The sequence below is a fragment of the Enterobacter sp. 940_PEND genome (assembly GCF_001059415.1).
GTDB classification, from domain to species: Bacteria; Pseudomonadota; Gammaproteobacteria; order Enterobacterales; family Enterobacteriaceae; genus Enterobacter; species Enterobacter cloacae_M.
The window spans coordinates 19233-36338 of record NZ_JUMS01000162.1; the positions used below are offsets into that span (position 1 = coordinate 19233).

Annotated in this window: 27 protein-coding genes; 26 read left to right on the forward strand and 1 reads right to left on the reverse strand. The window is 54.9% G+C overall.

Features of this window, described 5'->3' with window-relative positions; translation table 11 throughout:
- The first annotated feature begins 124 nt into the window (after positions 1 to 124).
- From ADJ24_RS22230 to ADJ24_RS22305, 16 genes are all read left to right on the forward strand, one after another.
- Positions 125 to 490, forward strand: a complete 366-nt coding sequence (locus ADJ24_RS22230; protein WP_048703778.1) for a DUF4406 domain-containing protein — start codon at positions 125 to 127, stop codon at positions 488 to 490.
- Positions 483 to 698: a hypothetical protein gene (locus tag ADJ24_RS22235; protein ID WP_048703781.1), complete on the forward strand. Its 216-nt coding sequence runs from the start codon at positions 483 to 485 to the stop codon at positions 696 to 698. Before ADJ24_RS22230 ends, ADJ24_RS22235 begins: the two co-directional genes overlap by 8 nt.
- A gap of 453 nt (positions 699 to 1151) precedes the next feature.
- Positions 1152 to 1628 carry a gp16 family protein gene (locus ADJ24_RS24675; RefSeq protein WP_075204439.1) on the forward strand — a complete coding sequence of 159 codons (477 nt, stop codon included), beginning with the start codon at positions 1152 to 1154 and terminating at the stop codon, positions 1626 to 1628.
- Positions 1573 to 2007: a Mor transcription activator family protein gene (locus ADJ24_RS22245; RefSeq protein WP_048703887.1), complete on the forward strand. Its 435-nt coding sequence runs from the start codon at positions 1573 to 1575 to the stop codon at positions 2005 to 2007. Before ADJ24_RS24675 ends, ADJ24_RS22245 begins: the two co-directional genes overlap by 56 nt.
- An 8-nt stretch (positions 2008 to 2015) precedes the next feature.
- Positions 2016 to 2495: a hypothetical protein gene (locus ADJ24_RS22250; RefSeq protein WP_152681773.1), complete on the forward strand. Its 480-nt coding sequence runs from the start codon at positions 2016 to 2018 to the stop codon at positions 2493 to 2495.
- 78 nt (positions 2496 to 2573) lie between these two features.
- Positions 2574 to 3218 carry a glycoside hydrolase family 19 protein gene (locus ADJ24_RS22255; protein WP_048703789.1) on the forward strand — a complete coding sequence of 215 codons (645 nt, stop codon included), beginning with the start codon at positions 2574 to 2576 and terminating at the stop codon, positions 3216 to 3218.
- Entirely contained in the window at positions 3215 to 3478 is a 264-nt protein-coding gene (locus ADJ24_RS22260; RefSeq protein ID WP_000703566.1) for a DUF2644 domain-containing protein, read from the forward strand. The genes ADJ24_RS22255 and ADJ24_RS22260 overlap by 4 nt, the downstream gene beginning before the upstream one ends.
- Entirely contained in the window at positions 3444 to 4076 is a 633-nt protein-coding gene (locus ADJ24_RS22265) for a hypothetical protein (RefSeq protein WP_048703792.1), read from the forward strand. The genes ADJ24_RS22260 and ADJ24_RS22265 overlap by 35 nt, the downstream gene beginning before the upstream one ends.
- 8 nt (positions 4077 to 4084) lie before the next feature.
- The gene (locus tag ADJ24_RS22270) at positions 4085 to 4327 is read left to right on the forward strand and encodes a hypothetical protein (RefSeq protein ID WP_000171281.1); all 243 of its coding nucleotides are present in this window, start codon (positions 4085 to 4087) and stop codon (positions 4325 to 4327) included.
- Positions 4324 to 4608 carry a hypothetical protein gene (locus tag ADJ24_RS22275; protein ID WP_048703795.1) on the forward strand — a complete coding sequence of 95 codons (285 nt, stop codon included), beginning with the start codon at positions 4324 to 4326 and terminating at the stop codon, positions 4606 to 4608. The genes ADJ24_RS22270 and ADJ24_RS22275 overlap by 4 nt, the downstream gene beginning before the upstream one ends.
- A 1-nt stretch (position 4609) precedes the next feature.
- Positions 4610 to 5110, forward strand: coding sequence for a DUF1804 family protein (locus tag ADJ24_RS22280; protein WP_047747843.1), 501 nt, complete (start codon positions 4610 to 4612; stop codon positions 5108 to 5110).
- Positions 5103 to 5300, forward strand: coding sequence for a hypothetical protein (locus ADJ24_RS22285; protein ID WP_047747844.1), 198 nt, complete (start codon positions 5103 to 5105; stop codon positions 5298 to 5300). The genes ADJ24_RS22280 and ADJ24_RS22285 overlap by 8 nt, the downstream gene beginning before the upstream one ends.
- A 4-nt stretch (positions 5301 to 5304) precedes the next feature.
- Entirely contained in the window at positions 5305 to 6957 is a 1653-nt protein-coding gene (gene terL, locus ADJ24_RS22290) for a phage terminase large subunit (protein ID WP_047747845.1), read from the forward strand.
- A 2-nt stretch (positions 6958 to 6959) separates the two neighbouring features.
- Positions 6960 to 8528 (forward strand): DUF935 domain-containing protein, encoded by a 1569-nt coding sequence (locus ADJ24_RS22295; RefSeq protein ID WP_048703798.1) that lies wholly within the window; start codon positions 6960 to 6962, stop codon positions 8526 to 8528.
- Positions 8515 to 9774, forward strand: coding sequence for a phage minor head protein (locus ADJ24_RS22300; RefSeq protein ID WP_048703801.1), 1260 nt, complete (start codon positions 8515 to 8517; stop codon positions 9772 to 9774). Before ADJ24_RS22295 ends, ADJ24_RS22300 begins: the two co-directional genes overlap by 14 nt.
- Positions 9771 to 10313 carry a phage virion morphogenesis protein gene (locus ADJ24_RS22305; protein ID WP_048703805.1) on the forward strand — a complete coding sequence of 181 codons (543 nt, stop codon included), beginning with the start codon at positions 9771 to 9773 and terminating at the stop codon, positions 10311 to 10313. Before ADJ24_RS22300 ends, ADJ24_RS22305 begins: the two co-directional genes overlap by 4 nt.
- 110 nt (positions 10314 to 10423) lie before the next feature.
- Here ADJ24_RS22305 and ADJ24_RS25870 read toward each other — a convergent pair whose 3' ends face one another.
- Entirely contained in the window at positions 10424 to 10657 is a 234-nt protein-coding gene (locus ADJ24_RS25870) for a hypothetical protein (RefSeq protein WP_233424606.1), read from the reverse strand.
- A 37-nt stretch (positions 10658 to 10694) separates the two neighbouring features.
- Between ADJ24_RS25870 and ADJ24_RS22315 the strand changes: the two genes are divergently transcribed.
- The 10 genes from ADJ24_RS22315 to ADJ24_RS22360 are packed head-to-tail and all read left to right on the forward strand — an operon-like array spanning position 10695 to position 17028.
- Positions 10695 to 11810, forward strand: coding sequence for a phage protease (locus ADJ24_RS22315; protein WP_048703812.1), 1116 nt, complete (start codon positions 10695 to 10697; stop codon positions 11808 to 11810).
- An 11-nt stretch (positions 11811 to 11821) separates the two neighbouring features.
- Complete coding sequence (locus ADJ24_RS22320) at positions 11822 to 12214, forward strand: hypothetical protein (protein ID WP_048703815.1); 393 nt, start codon at positions 11822 to 11824, stop codon at positions 12212 to 12214.
- Positions 12215 to 12227: 13 nt separating this feature from the next.
- Positions 12228 to 13136 (forward strand): Mu-like prophage major head subunit gpT family protein, encoded by a 909-nt coding sequence (locus ADJ24_RS22325; protein ID WP_048703818.1) that lies wholly within the window; start codon positions 12228 to 12230, stop codon positions 13134 to 13136.
- Positions 13136 to 13543: an HI1506-related protein gene (locus ADJ24_RS22330; protein WP_048703821.1), complete on the forward strand. Its 408-nt coding sequence runs from the start codon at positions 13136 to 13138 to the stop codon at positions 13541 to 13543. Before ADJ24_RS22325 ends, ADJ24_RS22330 begins: the two co-directional genes overlap by 1 nt.
- Positions 13544 to 13546: 3 nt before the next feature.
- The gene (locus ADJ24_RS22335) at positions 13547 to 13975 is read left to right on the forward strand and encodes a gp436 family protein (RefSeq protein ID WP_048703824.1); all 429 of its coding nucleotides are present in this window, start codon (positions 13547 to 13549) and stop codon (positions 13973 to 13975) included.
- The gene (locus tag ADJ24_RS22340; protein ID WP_048703828.1) at positions 13975 to 14634 is read left to right on the forward strand and encodes a DUF1834 family protein; all 660 of its coding nucleotides are present in this window, start codon (positions 13975 to 13977) and stop codon (positions 14632 to 14634) included. The genes ADJ24_RS22335 and ADJ24_RS22340 overlap by 1 nt, the downstream gene beginning before the upstream one ends.
- The gene (locus ADJ24_RS22345) at positions 14621 to 14842 is read left to right on the forward strand and encodes a hypothetical protein (protein ID WP_000034926.1); all 222 of its coding nucleotides are present in this window, start codon (positions 14621 to 14623) and stop codon (positions 14840 to 14842) included. The genes ADJ24_RS22340 and ADJ24_RS22345 overlap by 14 nt, the downstream gene beginning before the upstream one ends.
- Positions 14829 to 16247 carry a phage tail sheath subtilisin-like domain-containing protein gene (locus ADJ24_RS22350; RefSeq protein WP_048703836.1) on the forward strand — a complete coding sequence of 473 codons (1419 nt, stop codon included), beginning with the start codon at positions 14829 to 14831 and terminating at the stop codon, positions 16245 to 16247. Before ADJ24_RS22345 ends, ADJ24_RS22350 begins: the two co-directional genes overlap by 14 nt.
- A 13-nt stretch (positions 16248 to 16260) precedes the next feature.
- Complete coding sequence (locus ADJ24_RS22355) at positions 16261 to 16635, forward strand: hypothetical protein (protein WP_048703839.1); 375 nt, start codon at positions 16261 to 16263, stop codon at positions 16633 to 16635.
- Positions 16636 to 17028 carry a hypothetical protein gene (locus tag ADJ24_RS22360; protein WP_048703841.1) on the forward strand — a complete coding sequence of 131 codons (393 nt, stop codon included), beginning with the start codon at positions 16636 to 16638 and terminating at the stop codon, positions 17026 to 17028. It begins immediately after the preceding gene.
- Positions 17029 to 17106: the final 78 nt, after the last annotated feature.

Below are 17106 nucleotides of genomic sequence, written 5' to 3' on the forward strand. Positions count from 1 at the left end.
TATCTGTTTTATGCCCTGGCGTTAGTGCTGGCCATCTTTTTCATGGCGACTGGCGATGATGTTCGATCCGATATCTACACTGCCGCTGTATTCGTAATGTCTTACATAGAACTCAGGAGGTAGCATGAGCGAACTACAGCGTAACCCTGTTGTTTTTATCGCAGGCCCGATGACCGGTTATCACAACTTTAACCGCGATGAATTCAATGCTGAGGCTCGCATTCTCGAAGAGCGCGGCTTCACCGTTCTTAACCCGGCCATTCTTCCTGACGGCCTGCAGCATGAGCAGTACCTGCTAATTACATTGTCCATGCTTGAGCAGGCTGATGCTGTTTTCCTCCTGAACGGCTGGGAAAAGAGTACCGGCGCTACCAGGGAGTTTGATCGTGCCTGTGAGCTAGGGCTGCTGTTCCTTTACCAGGACTGGGAAAGCGTGTCGATTGCGATCCACCGTAAGCGTCACCCATTAACGGAGGTGAGTTATGCATAGCGTAACGGGCTGCCAGTTCCAGGATAACGGCAATCGCCGTGTCTGGTTCTTCCGCGATAACAGCCAGGTTGTCGAGTTGTTGGCGGTGCCACTTAAGCTGCGGTTCAACTATTACGACGCCAGCAACCGTACAGTTCGCAATAAGGGTACTCAGGCTGATATGAAAAAGGCGATTGAATCTTTCAAGAAACTTCGGGGGATAAAGTGATGGATATAGCTTTCATTATCATATTGCTGACGATGTATTTAACACTTGGCTGTTGCTGGATATGCATTCTGGTCCGATTAGTGGGATTAGCTAATTTATCGCGACAGAATTGCTGGTTTGCCTTTCTCTTATGGCCTTTGAGCATTATCGCGACCGATGCGAATCTGGAGGAAAACGATGAGACATCTCCTGAGAAATCTGACAGCAAATACCTTTAACCAGCGCTTTCCCGTTGGTTCACAGTTCCATTATTACCTGACGCCAGGTGTATCGGAGCGGGAAACTGTAATAACCCGCTCAGCAGCCTGGCATATGCGCAATGGTCGTCTGGTTGTCAGGGTCGAAGGGAAAATCGGTGGTATATCAGTCAGCAAAATGGAACCTTTAAAGTAGTCATTACAGCAGGCACTTCATAAAGTGCCTGCGATAATGGCAACCAACAGGAGAAATATTATGTCCACGCCAGCAAAACGAGGCCTTATAGGGGCAATTAAAGCCGGTCAGGCATATCTGGGGTGGGATGATGTAACCTACCGTAGTGTTCTGTCTCGCTTATGTAACGGTAAAACATCATCCACTAAATGCACCCTCGAAGAGCTGCAGGCTGTCAGGGAATATATGCATGACAAGGGCTTTCCTCGCTACTCAGCAAAACACGGTCGACGCCCAAATGTTGCCAATACGCGCGAGTCAATTCTTGCTAAAATTCATGCATTACTTGCAGATGCAAAACGTCCGTGGAATTATGCCGAGAAAATGTGCGATCATATGTTCCACGTCAAATACATCGAGTGGTTGACGACAGAACAGTTAACCAAACTCATGCAGGCTCTCAGCATTGATGCGAGTCGGCGAAGAAAACGGGAGCGTAATAATGAATCTGGAACAGGTAACAGAGCTGCTGCCATCAGCAGTGATACAAATAGCTGACCTGATAGGCTTCCCGGCTACCGAGCAACTCCTGTCTGCTTTTGGTGGCACCACCTTCCCGATAGGTAAAGGCCTCCGCGCTATGGGGGCCAGCCGCGCAGCCCTCCTGCGCGATACTATCGGCGATGATAAAACCCAATTACTCATCAAGAATTTCGGCGGCGAAGTTCTCTATTTACCCCGCTGTGATCGTGCCCTTCGTGAATTACGCAACCGTCGCTTTCTCGCCGAGTTCGCCGAAGTGCGTGAACAAGGTTCATCCTCTCTTATGGCCATGACCTTTCTTTGCCCTAAGTATGGTTTTAGTGATCGCTTCGGGTGGCAGCTTCTTGCTGCGCAAAAGAGTAATGGAACCTCAACACAAAACTCACTTTTTTAGGAATGGTTATGAAATATTTGATTGCTGCTGGTTTTATTTTAATTAGCTTTAACAGCATGGCTAACAACGGCCAATTAAAAAAAATAAATATTCCTGAGCAAGCACAGGAATCGATTAAGACTGAGAATGATTTCATTAACGCGGCGATTAAAGACGGCTATCAGACACAAAGGAATTTGGCTTTTGCATATCAGACAGGCAGTTCTAAAACTGGCGGATTTGATTTCATAAAGAAAAACGAAACAAAATCTTGCGCGTGGAGAAAAATTTTGTTGGTTTCCAATCCTGATAAAATGAACTCAACAGACCCTATGAATGAGAGGCAATCATGCCGCAATCTTGACTTTAAACAAGATGAAGAGGTATGGAAAATTGTTTATAGATATCTCCCATTGATTGATGAAGCTAAAGCAAAGGGGGAATACATGGTGAAAAAAGATGTTGAACCAGAATCGAATGAACCCATAATAATAGATGTGACTGAATAAACCACTGAACCCCTTCACCTGATTATTCACCTAACCCGATGAAATACTGACGCCATCCCTTTTTAACCGGATGGCGTTATGCTTTTAACACTCCCACAATTTCAGCGAGCCGCAGGCCTTTCGCCAGTGATGGCGCAACGATGGTTTGAACCATTCAGTAAAGCCACCGCTGAATTCGAAATTAATACACCCGCCCGACTTGCCGCCTTTATTGCTCAAACCGGCCATGAGAGCGCGGGTTTCAGTCGGCTCAGTGAAAATCTCTATTACTCAGATGCTGAGCGCGTGGCGCGTATTTTCCGCAGCGACTTCGATCTCAATAAGAATCGTATTATCGAGCCGAGCGAGGTTGAATTTGCCCGCCGCTATACCCGTAACCCTGAAAAAATGGCCAATTATGTTTACGCAAATCAGGGTGGTAACGGTAATGAAGCGTCAGGCGATGGCTGGCGCTTTCGCGGACGTGGCCTGATTCAGATTACCCTGCGCAATAATTACCGCCTTTGCGGTAAGGCGCTGGGCCTCGACCTCATCGCGAATCCCGATTTGTTACTGGAGTATCTCAACGCAGCCCGCAGCGCTGCCTGGTACTGGAAGGCAAATGGCTGCAACGAGCTGGCTGACAAAGGCGATTTTCTGGCCGTCACCCGGCGTATCAACCCTCCGGCTGAAGGTCAGGCTGACCGCGTGGCGCGGCTGAATGTCGCTAAGGCGGCGCTATGAAAATATCTCTGCGCGATCTGGTGACGAACCCGGCCACCGGTCGTCTCTCAACGTCAGACACCATCGTTTTTCTGGCCTTCCTGGTCAGTTCCTTCGTGCTGGTCTGGCTCACCGTTACACGCCCCGAAACTCCTGGTGAGCTGTATCTCACCTATCTGGGCGCATGGGTGGCACAGAGCCAGGCATCAAAGCATATGTCCATAAAACGAGCCAGAGAGGTGCGCGATGTGGGAAGCAGCCCTGAAAATCCTGAAGGTTAGCTGGAAACCGCTGCTCGTCGTCGTGGTTCTGACAGGCAGCGGGATATGGTTCGGCACCTTCATCACAGGCAACAAGCTGGACGTTCAGGCGCTGGCCTTCAGCAAGGAGAAGCAGCGCCTGACTGATGGTTTCAGTGAAAAAGAACGGCAGTGGGATCAGGAGAGGCTCAGCGCTGCGAATCAGTATGCAGCTGACCTGAAGGCTGCACTTGATAAGCAGAACGCCTGGCAGCAGAAAGCGGATGCGCTGACCCGCGAGCTGGCTGAAAAGCAAAAGGCACATGACGAGACTGTTCGCGATCTTAAAAAGAGGCTTAAAGATGCACTTGATAAAGATGGTCCTGGTTATACCGGCATTGGCCCTGGCGGCCTGCAGCTCTTCCGGGAAGCCTTCGGCTACCCAGGAGCCGAAAGCCTCCCCGCTGGTCAGCATCTGCCAGCCACCGCCAGCGGCACTTCTGGTCATACCGGCCAGACCACAGGCACCGGTGGCGGACTCTCCCCCACGGGAATAGTGTCGTTTTCAGCGGAATACGGCGCATGGTGCCAGCTCCTTGAGGGCAGGCTACAGGCAATAAATGAGTATTACAGGAAGTGAAAAACATTATGACTCTTGATATGGCCTTTCAGATTGCGCTGGCGCTGGCTGCAACCTTCGGCACCATCTGGATACGTCGTCTGCAAAAAGACATTACCGACCTGGAGAAGGCGGTTGATCGCATCCGGGATGAATACCAGCGCCGTGAGGATGCGAAAAGTAACTACACCGCAATGATGGATGCGATGAGGGAGCTGCGAGCGGCTATCGAGCGCATTGATAACAAACTGGACAGGAAACAGGACAAATGAAAGCCAGACATAAGCGCCGAACCCGCCGCGCGACAATCAACCAGAGCGAGCAGGAGACGCTGAGCCGGATTTCCGCTCAGCTCGACCGCCTGCAGGCCCCCGTCAGCCCGGACATTCTGGGCGGAATTAATGACAAGCTGAGCCGGATTGATGTTCGCCTCACGACCATCAGCGACGATGCTGCTCGCCGTGGTGCGTCTGCCGGTGCGATTACGGGTGGAATTGCAGGCGGTGTCATCACGGTAGCGATTCTGCTCATCCGCGCAAAACTGGAGCTGTGATATGGCGCATCCGCAGGAAACACGGGAAAAACTGCGACGATCTTATATCTTCGGCCAGATGTCGCTTGAAATCGCATCCGCTCAGGCTGGCGTGGCATTTGCGACAGCTCGCCGCTGGAAGAAGGAAGCCCAGGACGCAGGCGATGACTGGGATAAGTTACGCGCCGCTCACCTTATGGCCGGGAATGGGCTTGAAGAGATTGGCCGCGCCATTCTCACCGGGTTAATGACCCAGTATCAGACCACGCTGGAACTGCTCACAACCGAGTCTCAGCTCCCTCCGGGAGAGCGCGTCGAGCTTCTGGCAAGCCTTGCCGATGCATTTAACAAAGCCGTCGCAGCCAACAAGAAAATACTGCCGGAGGTGAGTCAGTTGGCGGTAGCGCTGGATGTTATCCAGAAGCTCAGCGCGTTTGTCGCAGAGCACTATCCGAAGCACCTGGCCGCGTTCGTGGAGATCCTTGAGCCCTTCGGTAAAGAGATGGAGAAAAATTATGGCTGACAAATTGATCCGCGTTAACGAAAAAGTCAGCGTCATGGCCAGTACCGTGGCATCTGTATACATCGCGTCAGGTTACTGCTTTGTCTCAACCGTCGATGGTGAACACCATGAGATTTCATTCATGGGGGATTGTTACCGCACAAGAGATAGCTTTGAAAAGGCGGTTAACGATGCGTTAAACGGGAATTAATCGAGTGGCCAGAACCAGTAAATTATCCAGCAAAGACTTCCTTGCCGAACTGGCGGAACTCTCCGCCAGTCTTCGTCGCACCATTGAAGCCGAAGATGTGGGCTTTGACCCCTCCGCAGCGGCAATTGCTGAACGTCGCGGCCTCGTTGCAGACCCTGTAACGGGGTTTGAATACTTTGTGCAGCATTATTTCCCGCACTATGTCCGCCATTCCGCCCGCAGTGAGCTGCATAACTATCTCTACAAGCGCCTGCCTGAAATCATCCAGGCCACGGGGAGCCAGAACGATGCAATAGCGGCTCCCCGTGGTGAAGCCAAATCCACCATCGTGAGTCAGCTTTTTGTCATCTGGTGCATTGTGCTGGCGCTCAAGCATTACCCGGTCATCATTATGGACTCCATCGACCAGGCCTATCCGATGCTGGAGGCGATAAAGGCGGAACTGCAGTTTAACCCCCGCCTGCTGATGGACTTCCCTGAAGCGACGGGCGGTGGCCGCGTCTGGCAGGCCGGGACAATCCTCACCCGCAACGACATTAAGGTGCAGGTCGCCGGTAGTGGCAAAAAGCTGCGTGGCCTGCGCCATGGCCCGTATCGTCCTGACCTGGCTGTGCTCGATGATATCGAGAACGATGAGCTGGTACGTAACCCTGAGCAGCGTGACAAGCTCGATAACTGGCTCAAAAAAACCGTCCTGCCGCTCGGCGGCGCGGGAGCCAAGTTCGATGTGGTGTATATCGGGACAATCCTGCACTACGATTCCGTGCTTTCCCGCACCCTTAAAAATCCGCTATGGACGCGGGCCCGGTTCAAAGCGCTCATCAGCTGGCCGCACAATATGTCGCTGTGGGATAAATGGGAAGAGATCCTGCGCAACAACGACGAAGATGGTCAGATGCTGGCGCAGGCATACTACCGTGAGCATCAGGCTGAGATGGATGAAGGAGCTGTTGTGTCATGGGCTGCGCGTCCGCTTTATGCCCTGATGCTCATCCGTGCCCGTGATGGCCACAGCACCTTTGATGCGGAATATCAGAACGATCCCGTCAGCGGCGAAGATGCGCCATTTACCGGCTGCATTAACTTCTGGGTCAACCGCCTTAACGAGTGGCGCTTCTATGGTGCATGTGACCCCAGTCTGGGTAAACACGGTAACAGCCGTGACCCTTCTGCGTTGCTGGTCGGCGGTTTCAACCGCTTCACCGGCATTCTGGATGTTGTTGAAGCGCGTATCCGCAAGCGTGTGCCGGACAAAATTATCTCTGACGTTATCGAGCTGCAGCGAGAATATAACTGCCAGGTCTGGGCGGTCGAGTCCGTCCAGTTCCAGGAGTTCCTGCGCACAGAACTGGTGAAGCGCTCCGCTGCGATGGGTATCCCCGTTCCTGCCAGGGCCGTCACGCCTTCGGTTGATAAGCTCCTGCGCATTGAGTCACTGCAGCCACATATGGCCAACGGCCTGATACGCCTGCATCCTTCCCAGACCACACTTATCGACCAGCTCCGGCATTTCCCCAAAGCTGACCATGATGACGGGCCTGATGCCCTGCATATGCTCTGGATGCTGGCCGTTTCCGGTGCTGGTAATTTCGAGTTTAAAGCTGTTCCCCGCCGTGGCCATAGCGGGGACAGGTTCGGTCCTTCAGGAGGATTTTGATTATGGTTCAGATTCTTGACCAGTATGGTCGCCCGCTAAATAAAGAGGTGCTTAAAGCCCCCCAGTCCTCCCGCACGTTCGAGCTGCAGCGTGACTGGCCAACTCACCCCTCACGGGGAATGACTATTGCCCGTCTTCCTCGTTTGCTTGAAGCGGCAGAGCGCGGCGACCTGGCAGCTCAGGCTGACCTTTTCGAAGATATGGTTGAGCGGGACGGGCATATCTTTTCTGAAATGGCCAAGCGCAAGAATGCGCTGCTTACTCTGGACTGGAGCATCGAGCCACCGCCGAACGCGACGGCGGAAGAAAAGCAGATCGCCGCGATGGTGGCCAGCTGGTTCGCTGACCTTCAGGAGATGGAAGATATTACCCTGAACGCGGCGGAAGCTATCGGGCATGGCTTTTCCGCTCAGGAGATTGAAAAATGGGAACTTGACGGCAATCTGTGGCTGCCCGTCAAAATCAAACTGCGTCCGCATCGCTGGTTCTGTACCACGCCGGAAGCCGGGGACGAGGTGCGTCTTAACACCGGCACGCTGGGTGGAGAAGAACTCTGGCCGTTTGGCTGGCTGGTGCATACGCACAACGCCAAGTCAGGTTATATCGCGCAGTCAGGGTTATACCGCGTGCTGGTCTGGCCGTATCTGTTTAAAAACTACAGCGTGCGCGATCTCGCTGAGTTCCTGGAAATCTACGGACTGCCGCCGCGTATCGGGTCGTATATGTCCGGGGCCAGCCAGGATGAGCAGGATAAACTCATGGAAGCGCTGGTCAGTATCGGTCATAACGCATCGGGGATTATTCCTGACAACACCAAAATCGAATTTAAGGATGCCGCCGAGGGGCAGTCCGATCCTTTCATGGCGATGATTAACTGGTGCGAACGCACCGCGTCAAAAGTCATTCTTGGCGGCACGCTGACGTCACAGGCGGACGGTAAGTCCTCAACAAACGCCCTTGGTAATGTGCATAACGAAGTCCGCCACGATCTGCTGACCGCTGATGCCCGACAGCTGGAAGGGTTTTATCGTGGCTTCATTCGTATGTTACTGGCCATTAATGGTTATAACGTCAGCCCGCGCCGTCAGCCGCGCCTGGTATTTGATACCCGCGAGCTGGAGAGCATTGAAACCTTCGCCAATGGTGTTTCCGCGCTGGTACGCGCCGGGATGGACACTATTCCGACTTCATGGATACACAAAAAGGTCGGGATTCCGGTACCAAAAGATAACGAAGCTGTGCTTACGCCGCCTGCTGCACCCTCTCCGGTGGGGCTGAGCACCACGCCGGTATTCCGCCATTTCACGGCACTGAGCACCACGGGTGAGGTTATTGACCCTGCGCAGGATGCGCTGGACAGCGCCACATCGCCTGGGGAGAGCATCGCGGTGGCCATGGATAAGCTGATTGCGCCGCTGGTCTCGGCTCTGAGCAAGGGGCAAAGCCCTGATGAGGCACTGGATATCATTGCTGCGAGTTATCCTCAGCTGGATGATGCGCAGCTGCAACAGCTGATAAAGCAGGCGCTGTTTGTCAGCGAGGTCTGGGGGCGACTCAATGCCGAAAGCTGATGTTGATCTGGGGTACGCCATCGGGTTAAAGCCCGAAGAAGCGATTGCCTACTTCGAATCGAAGGGCTACGCCACCGGCTTTAACTGGCACGATATTGAAGCCCGCGCCCACGCCACCAGTTTCACCGTGGCGGGCGTCCTTAAACAGGATGTGCTTGAGGATATTCATAAATCGTTGCGCGAGCATATTGTTAACGGCGGCACGCTCCGGGACTTCGAACGGCAGATTACCCCAACGTTGATCCGTAAGGGCTGGCTTGCCGACCGTGCCAGGCTGGTCGCCGATGAAGATGGCGTTCTGGAGGGTAAACAACTCACACCACGCCGTCTGCGCACCATATTTGAAACCAATATGCAGGCGGCGTATGGTGCCGGTCGCTATGCGGAGCAGATGGCCAACGCGGAGTTTCGCCCCATATGGGAACGCGTGGCCGTCATGGACATGCACACCCGGCCACTCCACGCCAGACTTAATGGTTTCACAGCCCGCTATGACGATCCTGTGTGGCAGTTCATGTACCCGCCTGACGGATACCACTGCCGCTGCCGCATTCGTGCCCGAACTCAGGCGGATGCAGACCGCATGGGGATTGAGGTTAAATCGTGGGAGCAGGACATTGTCACGGTACAGCAGGCATGGGGACCGAAAGAAACCCGTGACGTTAAGGCGTTACGCTTCAATGGCGAGCTTTACACGCCTGATGCCGGATTCGGGCACAATCCAGGTCAGGGCTGGCTCTCTTCTCTCGGACAGCGTCTTATGGATAAATCTGCAACCACCACGCCCCGGATTGCCTCTCAGGCCATCCATGAAACCCTGTCCGAACCTGCTGTGCTGGATGCCGTCAGCGATGATGTGCGTCGCTGGGTCGACACCGTCAGCGTGCGGCAGAAGACCCGTGGCGACCTGAGGCGCGTTGGCGGAATCCAGCCTGAGCTGCTGAATCACCTCGAAGAGCGTGGGGTTAACGGTGCGATCACATTAAGCATTCACGAAGAGGATGTCCGGCTGGCTCCGGGCCCGATGTGGTCAGAGCTTCCCGTTCTTCTCCGTCAGCCAGCTGGTGTCTGGCTTGATGATGATGCTCTGGTGTGGCTCCTCTCCGGGCAGAACGGCATCCGCGCGGTACGTGGTGTGCCGTCTGACGATGGCTGGCGTCTGTCGCTGATGAACGCCGGTGCCACCGTCACACCTGGTGATGTGTTATCTGAACGCGCGGCGCAGCTGCTGGAGCTGAAACCATGAGTTACGCCATCAAGTATGACATTGGTGACTTTGAGCGCTCACTCGGTGAACTCATTAAAAAGCTGGAAAACCGCGCCCCCCTGATGCGCGAGATGGCCGCTGCCATGGGCGATGCCGTCGAAGAAAACTTCGCGCAACAGGGTCGACCGGCGTGGATGGGATGGAGCCCGGCATACGCCCGTCAGCGCCGGGGCGGTAAAATTCTCCAGAAGAGCGGTCGACTGGCGGCAAGTATCACCCAGTACAGCACGAATGATGAGGCGACGGTCGGGACCAATGTGAAATACGCCCGCATCCACCAGGAGGGCGGGGAAATCAGCATTCCGGCCCGCAGCCAGAAAGCCTGGTACCGCCAGAACAAGGATGGTTCAGTGGGTAACCGGTTCGTTAAAAAATCCCGCTCCAACTTTGAGCAGTGGAACACTATCGGGGCGTATAAAATTAAGATGCCCGCGCGTCCTTTCCTGCATCTCACCGAAGATGACGTGGAGAAGATGGAGAGTACGGCTGAGCAGTATCTGAAACGTATTTTAGACTGAGGGCAAATTCGTCCTGTAACGCGCTGTGACGCGTTCAGTCTGATTGTGCTAGAGTGATTCGCCAAAGAGGTGTTCAGACGTTTTTAAAAGCGGTTTAAAAAGGTCTGGGCTCATAAATGCATTACGGGAGCGAGCAACTGGACACATTCAAAGCTTTCCTTGATTATTTCACCCCGCAGCAGTGGGTTTTCATTGGCATCTTTGGGGGCCTGGTTATAAAGGTTGCTGAGTGGTTCACTGACCGATACTTTTCCCGCAGGCATCAGAAGCGTCAGTCTGCTAAACCCGATAAGCCGACAACCAAAGAAAACGATCCTCAGCCCTAATCCACTGAACCTCTTCATCTGAACCTCCCCGCAGTGGTGCCGTATCGTCGGCACCATGAAAAAGACACTCATCGCTTCACTCACCCAGGAAATAAACACCGCTACCCCCGGTGTCATTCAGCTCTTTCCGGCTGGTGAATTCCGCGCCCGTGATGGTCGCCCGACCGAATGCGCCGCCTGGCTGATGACGCGGGAAATTGCAGAGCGCCTTATTGCCGCAGCTGATGCCCGCGATACCCCTTACGTCCTGGATTACGAACACCAGACCCTTCGGGCCGCTAAAAACGGTCTGCCTGCGCCTGCAGCTGCATTCTTCAAAAAACTGGAGTGGCGTGAAGGTGAAGGTTTGTTCGCCATCGATGTCGAGTGGACAACCGCTGCGGCTGCGATGGTCGAGGCGAAAGAGTATCGCTTTATTTCCCCCGTATTTTCTTACGACAAAACCGGTCAGGTGCTGGAGTTGCTCAACGCCGCGCTGACCAATACACCTGCGGTGGACGGGATGGAGGAAGTGTTACTTGCTGCCGCCTCCCTGATGGCCGCGCATTTAACCACAGAGGGTCAGACCGAAATGGATGAAGAATTTCTCAACGAGCTACTGAGCAACCTGCGCTGGATGCTCAATCTGCCAACCGCTTCAACGAAAGAAGAGATCATGGCTGAGCTGCAAAAAATCATCACCATGATTTCCAATGGCCAGGGAACTGCAGCGGCGTCGGTTAGTCTGCTGGATATCCTGAACCAGAACGCGCAGAGCATCGCCGACCTGTCAGCGAAACTCGACACGCCTGACCCGGCTAAGTGGGTTTCGGTAGAGGTCATGCATTCAGCCGTTCAGCAGGCAACAGAGCGAGCCGGTGCGGGTAATACCGCCGCACTCGCCACGCAGCAGGCTGAAGCATTGATTACGGTTGCCCTTGGCGACGGTCGTCTGCTTCCGGCTCAGCAGGCATGGGCTGCGTCACTGGCGAAATCCGATCCGGCCAGTCTTACCGCCTTTATCGAAAAAGCGCCAAAGATTGCCGCACTGACGACCAGTCAGACGCAGGGGCAACCGCCAGCGGGCCTTCCGTCACGCCCGTCACAGGGTGCTGAAGATGATGCGATTGACCCGGCCATCTGCTCCATGATGGGCAATGACCCGGAAAGCGTCGCGAAATACCTCAAATAAAGGAGAGCGAAATGGATCGTCATACCCCTTATCGGGACGGCCAGCTGTTTGCCGTCCCGGTTGCGGCAGCCACTGAACTCTTTGGCGGCCACATTATTGCGGCCAACGCAGCGGGCTTTGCTGTACCAGGCAGCGCCACTGCAGCCAATACCACCCTCGGCATCTGTGATGGCTGGGTGGATAACAAAGCCGGTGCAGCCGGTGATGCGAACGTGCTGGTTCGTCGCGGTAAAGCCTGGTTCCTGGCCAACAGCACTGCTGACGCGGTCACGCAGACGCAGATCGGCAAGGATTGCTACGTTGTGGACAGCCAGACAGTGGCTAAAACCAGTGATACCAACGCCCGCCCGGTCGCCGGAAAGGTGCTGGGTCTTGAGAATGATGGCGTCTGGGTTCTGATTTAATAAGGAGAGAACCGTGTTAATTAACGTAAAAAATGTACGTCAGATTTTCATTAATCTGAAAGCGACCTTCCAGAACGCCTTTGATCAGACGCCGTCCGACTGGCAGAAGATTGCGATGGTGGTGCCGTCGACCGGGAAAGAGAACGACTACAGCTGGCTGAGCCGTTTCCCGAAAATGCGTGAGTGGATTGGCGACAAGGTTATTAAAGCGTTCGCCGCGTTCAACTACACCATTCGCAATAAAGACTGGGAAGCGACGGTTGAAGTTGAGCGTAACGATATCGAAGACGATCAGATTATGGGCTATGCCCTGCAGGCGAAAGGTGCGGGCCAGTCCGCAGCCGAACTGCCAGCCGATATCGTCTTTGCGCTCCTGAACAACGGCTTCACCAACCTTTGCTACGACGGTCAGCCCTTCTTTGATACCGACCACCTTTCCGGTGGCAAGTCGGTCTCTAACAAAGGCACGAAAAAGCTTGCCGTCACCTCGCTTGCCGCAGCAAAAGCAAGTTACGGCGCTGCACGAACCGCCATGCGCAGCCTGAAGGATGATGAAGGCGCGTCCCTGAAAATTCGCCCGACCATCCTGGTTGTGCCTCCGGTTCTTGAAGACGATGCCAACTATCTGATGACGGCTGACCGCTTCCCGGACAATACGCCAAACCCTTACAAGGGAACGGCAGAGGTTCTGGTTGTGCCTGAGCTGACCTCGGATACCGCCTGGTTCTTGCTGGATACGACCAAGCCCGTGAAGCCCCTGATTTATCAGGAGCGTAAAAAACCGGTCTTTGTCGAGCAGACCGACTACAACGCTGACAACGTCTTTATGCGCAAGAAGTTCATCTTCGGTGCTGAAGCCCGTGCAAACGGTGGCTACGGCTTCTGGCAGATGGCGTATGGCTCCACCGGGGAGGACGCATAATGCCGATTCAAATCACTGCCCGCCGCGATGGTTTTCGCCGTCTCGGCATCGCCCACAGCGCGAATACTGTCACCTGGCCGGATGACCATTTCAGCGAGAACGAACTCCAGATTCTGGAAAACGATCCAAATCTGATTGTGGTCCGCCTGCAGGATGTGCCTGAAACCTCAGGGGGTGATGATGCTGTTTCCGCCCTGACCGCTGAGCGTGACGGCCTCAAGGCACGCGTCAGCGAGCTGGAGGCGACGGTTCTGCAGCTCAACCAGGATGGCGACGCGCTTAAGCAGCAGCTTGCCAGTGCAAACGGCACCATCACGGAGCTGGAGACGGTACGTGATGCACTGAGTCAGAAGCTGGATGCGCTGCAGGCCGGTTCGGAAAACCCGGACAAAAAGGCCAAGGGGTAAGCCATGTACGCGAACCGGGAGGACATGGTCAGGGCGTTTGGTGAGCGCGAATGCGTGTCGCTCACCGACCGCAACTACACCGGGCAGATTGACGATGATGTGCTGAACGGCGCACTCACTCAGGCCAGCGCTGAAATCGACGGTTATCTCTGCGGTCGCTATCCGGTGCCCTGGGCTGATGAGCCCCGTGTTCTCGTCGGTCGCTGCTGCAACATCGCCCGCTATCTTCTGTGCGGCTCTGAGACCCAGATGACAGCGGAAATCCGCGAGCGGTATGAGGACACCGTTCGTTACCTGGAAAAAGTTGCATCCGGGCGAATCAATCTGGGCCGCACGACGACGGGGGAAGTGGTGAAAAGCGGAACCGGTGCGCGGATGGTGTCAGGTGGTCGCGTCTTCGGGCGTGACCAGACTGGCGGAGGAAGTTTCTGATGGTGGTTACGGATATTGAAAAAGCCATCGTGGAGCGCCTTCGCAAAGGTATGGGACGTATGGCGAAGAACGTGCGCTCCTACGGCGGCGAGCTGGACGGCGAACCTGCGGAGGTACTGCGCCAGCTCCCTGCGGTCTGGGTGACCTTCGGCGGGGTACAAAAAACCGAGCCATACAGCACAGCCCGGCAACGGTTTGTCACCCACGGTCGCTTTGTCGTGGTGGTTGGCGAGCGCAGCCTGCGCAGTGAAGAAGCGGCCCGAATGGGTGGGCCGCATGTGCAGGAGGTGGGGACGTATATTCTGGTCGCCGCCGTTCGTCGTCTGCTGTCGGGTCAGGATATGGCCGATACGGGTATCAAAATCGACCCGCTCAGCCCCGGTCGCGTGCGCACGCTCTTCAACACCCAGATAGAGTCTCAGGCATTTTCCGTTTTTGCCTGTGAGTTCGACACAAAGTGGATTGAGTCGGCGCTGGAGAACGGGCGTTACCCGCTCACGGATGCACCGGAAGGTCATGCTGACCATATGTTCCGGATTTATGGCGGTGCCACCACCGACGATGACCCGGCATGGCTGAGAACCCGACTCAGTTACGATCTTAAGCAGCCTGATAAAGACAATGCAGCAGAGGACATTATCAGTCATGAGCAAAATTAAAGTAAAAGCCGCCAGAGGGTTGAGCGTGCCGCGCGAAGATAATGCGCGCCGCTACATTACCGATGCGGAACCCCTTGAGGTGGAGAACACCGCTTATTACCAGCGTCAGGTAATGGCCGGTGATCTGATTATTGTCACCAGCAGTGACAAGAACACCAAAAGCAAAAGCAGCGAGCCCAGCGCGGAGGTGAACGGTGAGCAGTCCTAATATCAGCTTTGACACTATCGGTACGAACCGCAAGCCGGGTCAGTATATTGAGTTCAACACCCGCCTGGCCGTTCGTACCCTGCCGGGTAACACCCAGAAGGTGCTGATGATTGCGCCAATGCTTGCCTCCGGTTCGTCTGCACCGCTTGTCATTCAGTCTGTTTTTTCTGATGAAGAGGCCGCGACGTACTTTGGCCGTGGCTCACTGGCGCATCTGATGGCCACAGCGGCCATCGGTGCCTACCCCTATCTGCAGCTGCAGATCGTCGGGGTCAGCGATGCGGCCACTGCAACAGCCGCGACGGGCAAAGTCACCCTGACCGGCACAGCATCTTCCAGCGGGAAGCTGAGCGTAACCATTAATGGCACCCGTATTGATGTCGGTATTTCGGCAGCAGATACGGCGGAGACCATTGCGGCAGCGCTGACGGAACTGATTACCCAGAAAGACGGGTTGCCAGTGACGGCAACGGCAAACGCGGGGGAAGTGACCCTGACCTGCCGCCATAAAGGGGCGGTTGGTAACGACATTATTGTCTCTTCCGGCGTGACGGCAGCGGGTATCACAGCGGCGGCGACCACTCTTGCAGGCGGCAATGTTGATCCGGATATTACGCCAGCGCTGGCAGCGGCGTTCTCTGCAGGTCATAACATTGTTGTTTGTCCGTTCTCCACCCAGGAGGCGATGACGGCGCTGCGTAACCATCTGACAAACGTCAGCAATGCGATGGAACAGCGCGGCGCAATCGGTGTGGGTGGGTGGCGCAAGTCGCTTTCCACCGGCATTGCACTGGCAGCCTCACTTAATGACGGGCGTATCACGCTGGGCTGGCATAGCGGTTCAGTAAAAACACCGGCGCAGATTGCCGCTGCCTATGCAGCTGTTATCGCCAGTGAAGAGGACCCGGCCCGTCCGCTGAACACCCTTGCGATGAGCACGCTGGACGTGACTGCAGTAGAGAGTCAGCCAGGGCGAACCGAGCAGGAGAACGCCCTGCGTAATGGTCTTACGCCGTTTGAGATTGGCCCCGGTGACAAAGTGCAGATCGTTCGCGCTATCAGCACCTACACCAAAAACGCCCAGGGCGTGGATGATGTGGCGCTGCTGGATATCACCACCATCCGAACGCTGGACTACGTGCGCAAGGCCTGCCGTGAACGCATCGCTCTGCGATTCCCGCGTGACAAGCTCAGCTCAAGGACGCCTCCGAAGGTGCGCAGTGAACTGCTTGATGTGCTTTACAAGCTGGAGGAGCTGGAGATTGTCGAGGAGGTGGATACCAACAAAGACGGTCTTATTGTGGAGCGCGATCTGCAGGATGTTAACCAGCTGAACGCTCGCATTCCTGCGGATGTTGTGAATGGCCTGCACGTCTTTGCCGGTCGAATTGATTTGCTGCTCTGAGGAGTAAACCAGAATGTCTCTTGAAGAATATGTTGGCGCGATCGTCATGGAAGTCGACGGCCAGGAAATTGAAGTGACCGACCTCAAGGAAGATGTGACCACCGGGCGAAAGCTTGTGAAGACGATGAATAAAACGGGCCGCGCCAAAGGCTTCTCCCGTGGCATCGAAGAGATTCAGCTGACCGTTACGGTAGTCATCCCGCAGTCCGGCGACCTGAACTGGGGCGGTATTGAAGGTGCGAAAATCACCCAGTATCCACTTAACAGCAGCGGTAAACGTGTTTCTTACCTGGACTGTTTCAGCACTCAGGCCGGGGCTCAGTACACCGTCGACAACGAAGCGAAGCGCGATATCACCATGAATGCGCTTCGTCGGGTGGAGGAATAAATGGAAAAGCAGCAGCTTTTATATGGCGTTAAATACGGTGATAAAGTCCATTTTGACTTTGCCGTCAGGCTGCCTGTGGTGAGCGATACCATTGAAGCGCTTCGGGCAACCGATGAAGCCTGCGGCACGACCGAGGGTGCCGCCGCAAACATGTATTATCGCGTTGCAGTGATGGCGTGTGCAATTACTTCCCTCGGAGACCTGCCGAAGGAAGAAATCACGGCGGAGCTGCTCCTTAACGAGCTGAATGACGATGATTTCGATCTCATCGATGCTCAGATTGAAGCCATTAAAAAAAAGCGGATGGATTTGAACAAAAGCTCACCGGGTACCGAACCCTCGTCCTCGCCCTCGGGCGATACGGGATCAGTGAACAACAAATCGGAAGCATGACCCGAACGGAACTCGACGGCTACACCGAAGCACTTGCCCGGTTACATGGAAAGAAAACCGGGCAAACCACCACCCGCA

What these genes read in the sequence shown, in the direction of transcription:
- ADJ24_RS22230 (WP_048703778.1), top strand. Translation starts at nt 125, where the DNA reads ATGAGCGAACTACAGCGTAACCCTGTTGTTTTTATCGCAGGCCCGATG.
- ADJ24_RS22235 (WP_048703781.1), top strand. Translation starts at nt 483, where the DNA reads ATGCATAGCGTAACGGGCTGCCAGTTCCAGGATAACGGCAATCGCCGT.
- ADJ24_RS24675 (WP_075204439.1), top strand. Translation starts at nt 1,152, where the DNA reads ATGTCCACGCCAGCAAAACGAGGCCTTATAGGGGCAATTAAAGCCGGT.
- ADJ24_RS22245 (WP_048703887.1), top strand. Translation starts at nt 1,573, where the DNA reads ATGAATCTGGAACAGGTAACAGAGCTGCTGCCATCAGCAGTGATACAA.
- ADJ24_RS22250 (WP_152681773.1), top strand. Translation starts at nt 2,016, where the DNA reads ATGAAATATTTGATTGCTGCTGGTTTTATTTTAATTAGCTTTAACAGC.
- ADJ24_RS22255 (WP_048703789.1), top strand. Translation starts at nt 2,574, where the DNA reads ATGCTTTTAACACTCCCACAATTTCAGCGAGCCGCAGGCCTTTCGCCA.
- ADJ24_RS22260 (WP_000703566.1), top strand. Translation starts at nt 3,215, where the DNA reads ATGAAAATATCTCTGCGCGATCTGGTGACGAACCCGGCCACCGGTCGT.
- ADJ24_RS22265 (WP_048703792.1), top strand. Translation starts at nt 3,444, where the DNA reads ATGTGGGAAGCAGCCCTGAAAATCCTGAAGGTTAGCTGGAAACCGCTG.
- ADJ24_RS22270 (WP_000171281.1), top strand. Translation starts at nt 4,085, where the DNA reads ATGACTCTTGATATGGCCTTTCAGATTGCGCTGGCGCTGGCTGCAACC.
- ADJ24_RS22275 (WP_048703795.1), top strand. Translation starts at nt 4,324, where the DNA reads ATGAAAGCCAGACATAAGCGCCGAACCCGCCGCGCGACAATCAACCAG.
- ADJ24_RS22280 (WP_047747843.1), top strand. Translation starts at nt 4,610, where the DNA reads ATGGCGCATCCGCAGGAAACACGGGAAAAACTGCGACGATCTTATATC.
- ADJ24_RS22285 (WP_047747844.1), top strand. Translation starts at nt 5,103, where the DNA reads ATGGCTGACAAATTGATCCGCGTTAACGAAAAAGTCAGCGTCATGGCC.
- ADJ24_RS22295 (WP_048703798.1), top strand. Translation starts at nt 6,960, where the DNA reads ATGGTTCAGATTCTTGACCAGTATGGTCGCCCGCTAAATAAAGAGGTG.
- ADJ24_RS22300 (WP_048703801.1), top strand. Translation starts at nt 8,515, where the DNA reads ATGCCGAAAGCTGATGTTGATCTGGGGTACGCCATCGGGTTAAAGCCC.
- ADJ24_RS22305 (WP_048703805.1), top strand. Translation starts at nt 9,771, where the DNA reads ATGAGTTACGCCATCAAGTATGACATTGGTGACTTTGAGCGCTCACTC.
- ADJ24_RS25870 (WP_233424606.1), bottom strand. Translation starts at nt 10,657, where the DNA reads ATGAAGAGGTTCAGTGGATTAGGGCTGAGGATCGTTTTCTTTGGTTGT.
- ADJ24_RS22315 (WP_048703812.1), top strand. Translation starts at nt 10,695, where the DNA reads ATGAAAAAGACACTCATCGCTTCACTCACCCAGGAAATAAACACCGCT.
- ADJ24_RS22320 (WP_048703815.1), top strand. Translation starts at nt 11,822, where the DNA reads ATGGATCGTCATACCCCTTATCGGGACGGCCAGCTGTTTGCCGTCCCG.
- ADJ24_RS22330 (WP_048703821.1), top strand. Translation starts at nt 13,136, where the DNA reads ATGCCGATTCAAATCACTGCCCGCCGCGATGGTTTTCGCCGTCTCGGC.
- ADJ24_RS22335 (WP_048703824.1), top strand. Translation starts at nt 13,547, where the DNA reads ATGTACGCGAACCGGGAGGACATGGTCAGGGCGTTTGGTGAGCGCGAA.
- ADJ24_RS22340 (WP_048703828.1), top strand. Translation starts at nt 13,975, where the DNA reads ATGGTGGTTACGGATATTGAAAAAGCCATCGTGGAGCGCCTTCGCAAA.
- ADJ24_RS22345 (WP_000034926.1), top strand. Translation starts at nt 14,621, where the DNA reads ATGAGCAAAATTAAAGTAAAAGCCGCCAGAGGGTTGAGCGTGCCGCGC.
- ADJ24_RS22355 (WP_048703839.1), top strand. Translation starts at nt 16,261, where the DNA reads ATGTCTCTTGAAGAATATGTTGGCGCGATCGTCATGGAAGTCGACGGC.
- ADJ24_RS22360 (WP_048703841.1), top strand. Translation starts at nt 16,636, where the DNA reads ATGGAAAAGCAGCAGCTTTTATATGGCGTTAAATACGGTGATAAAGTC.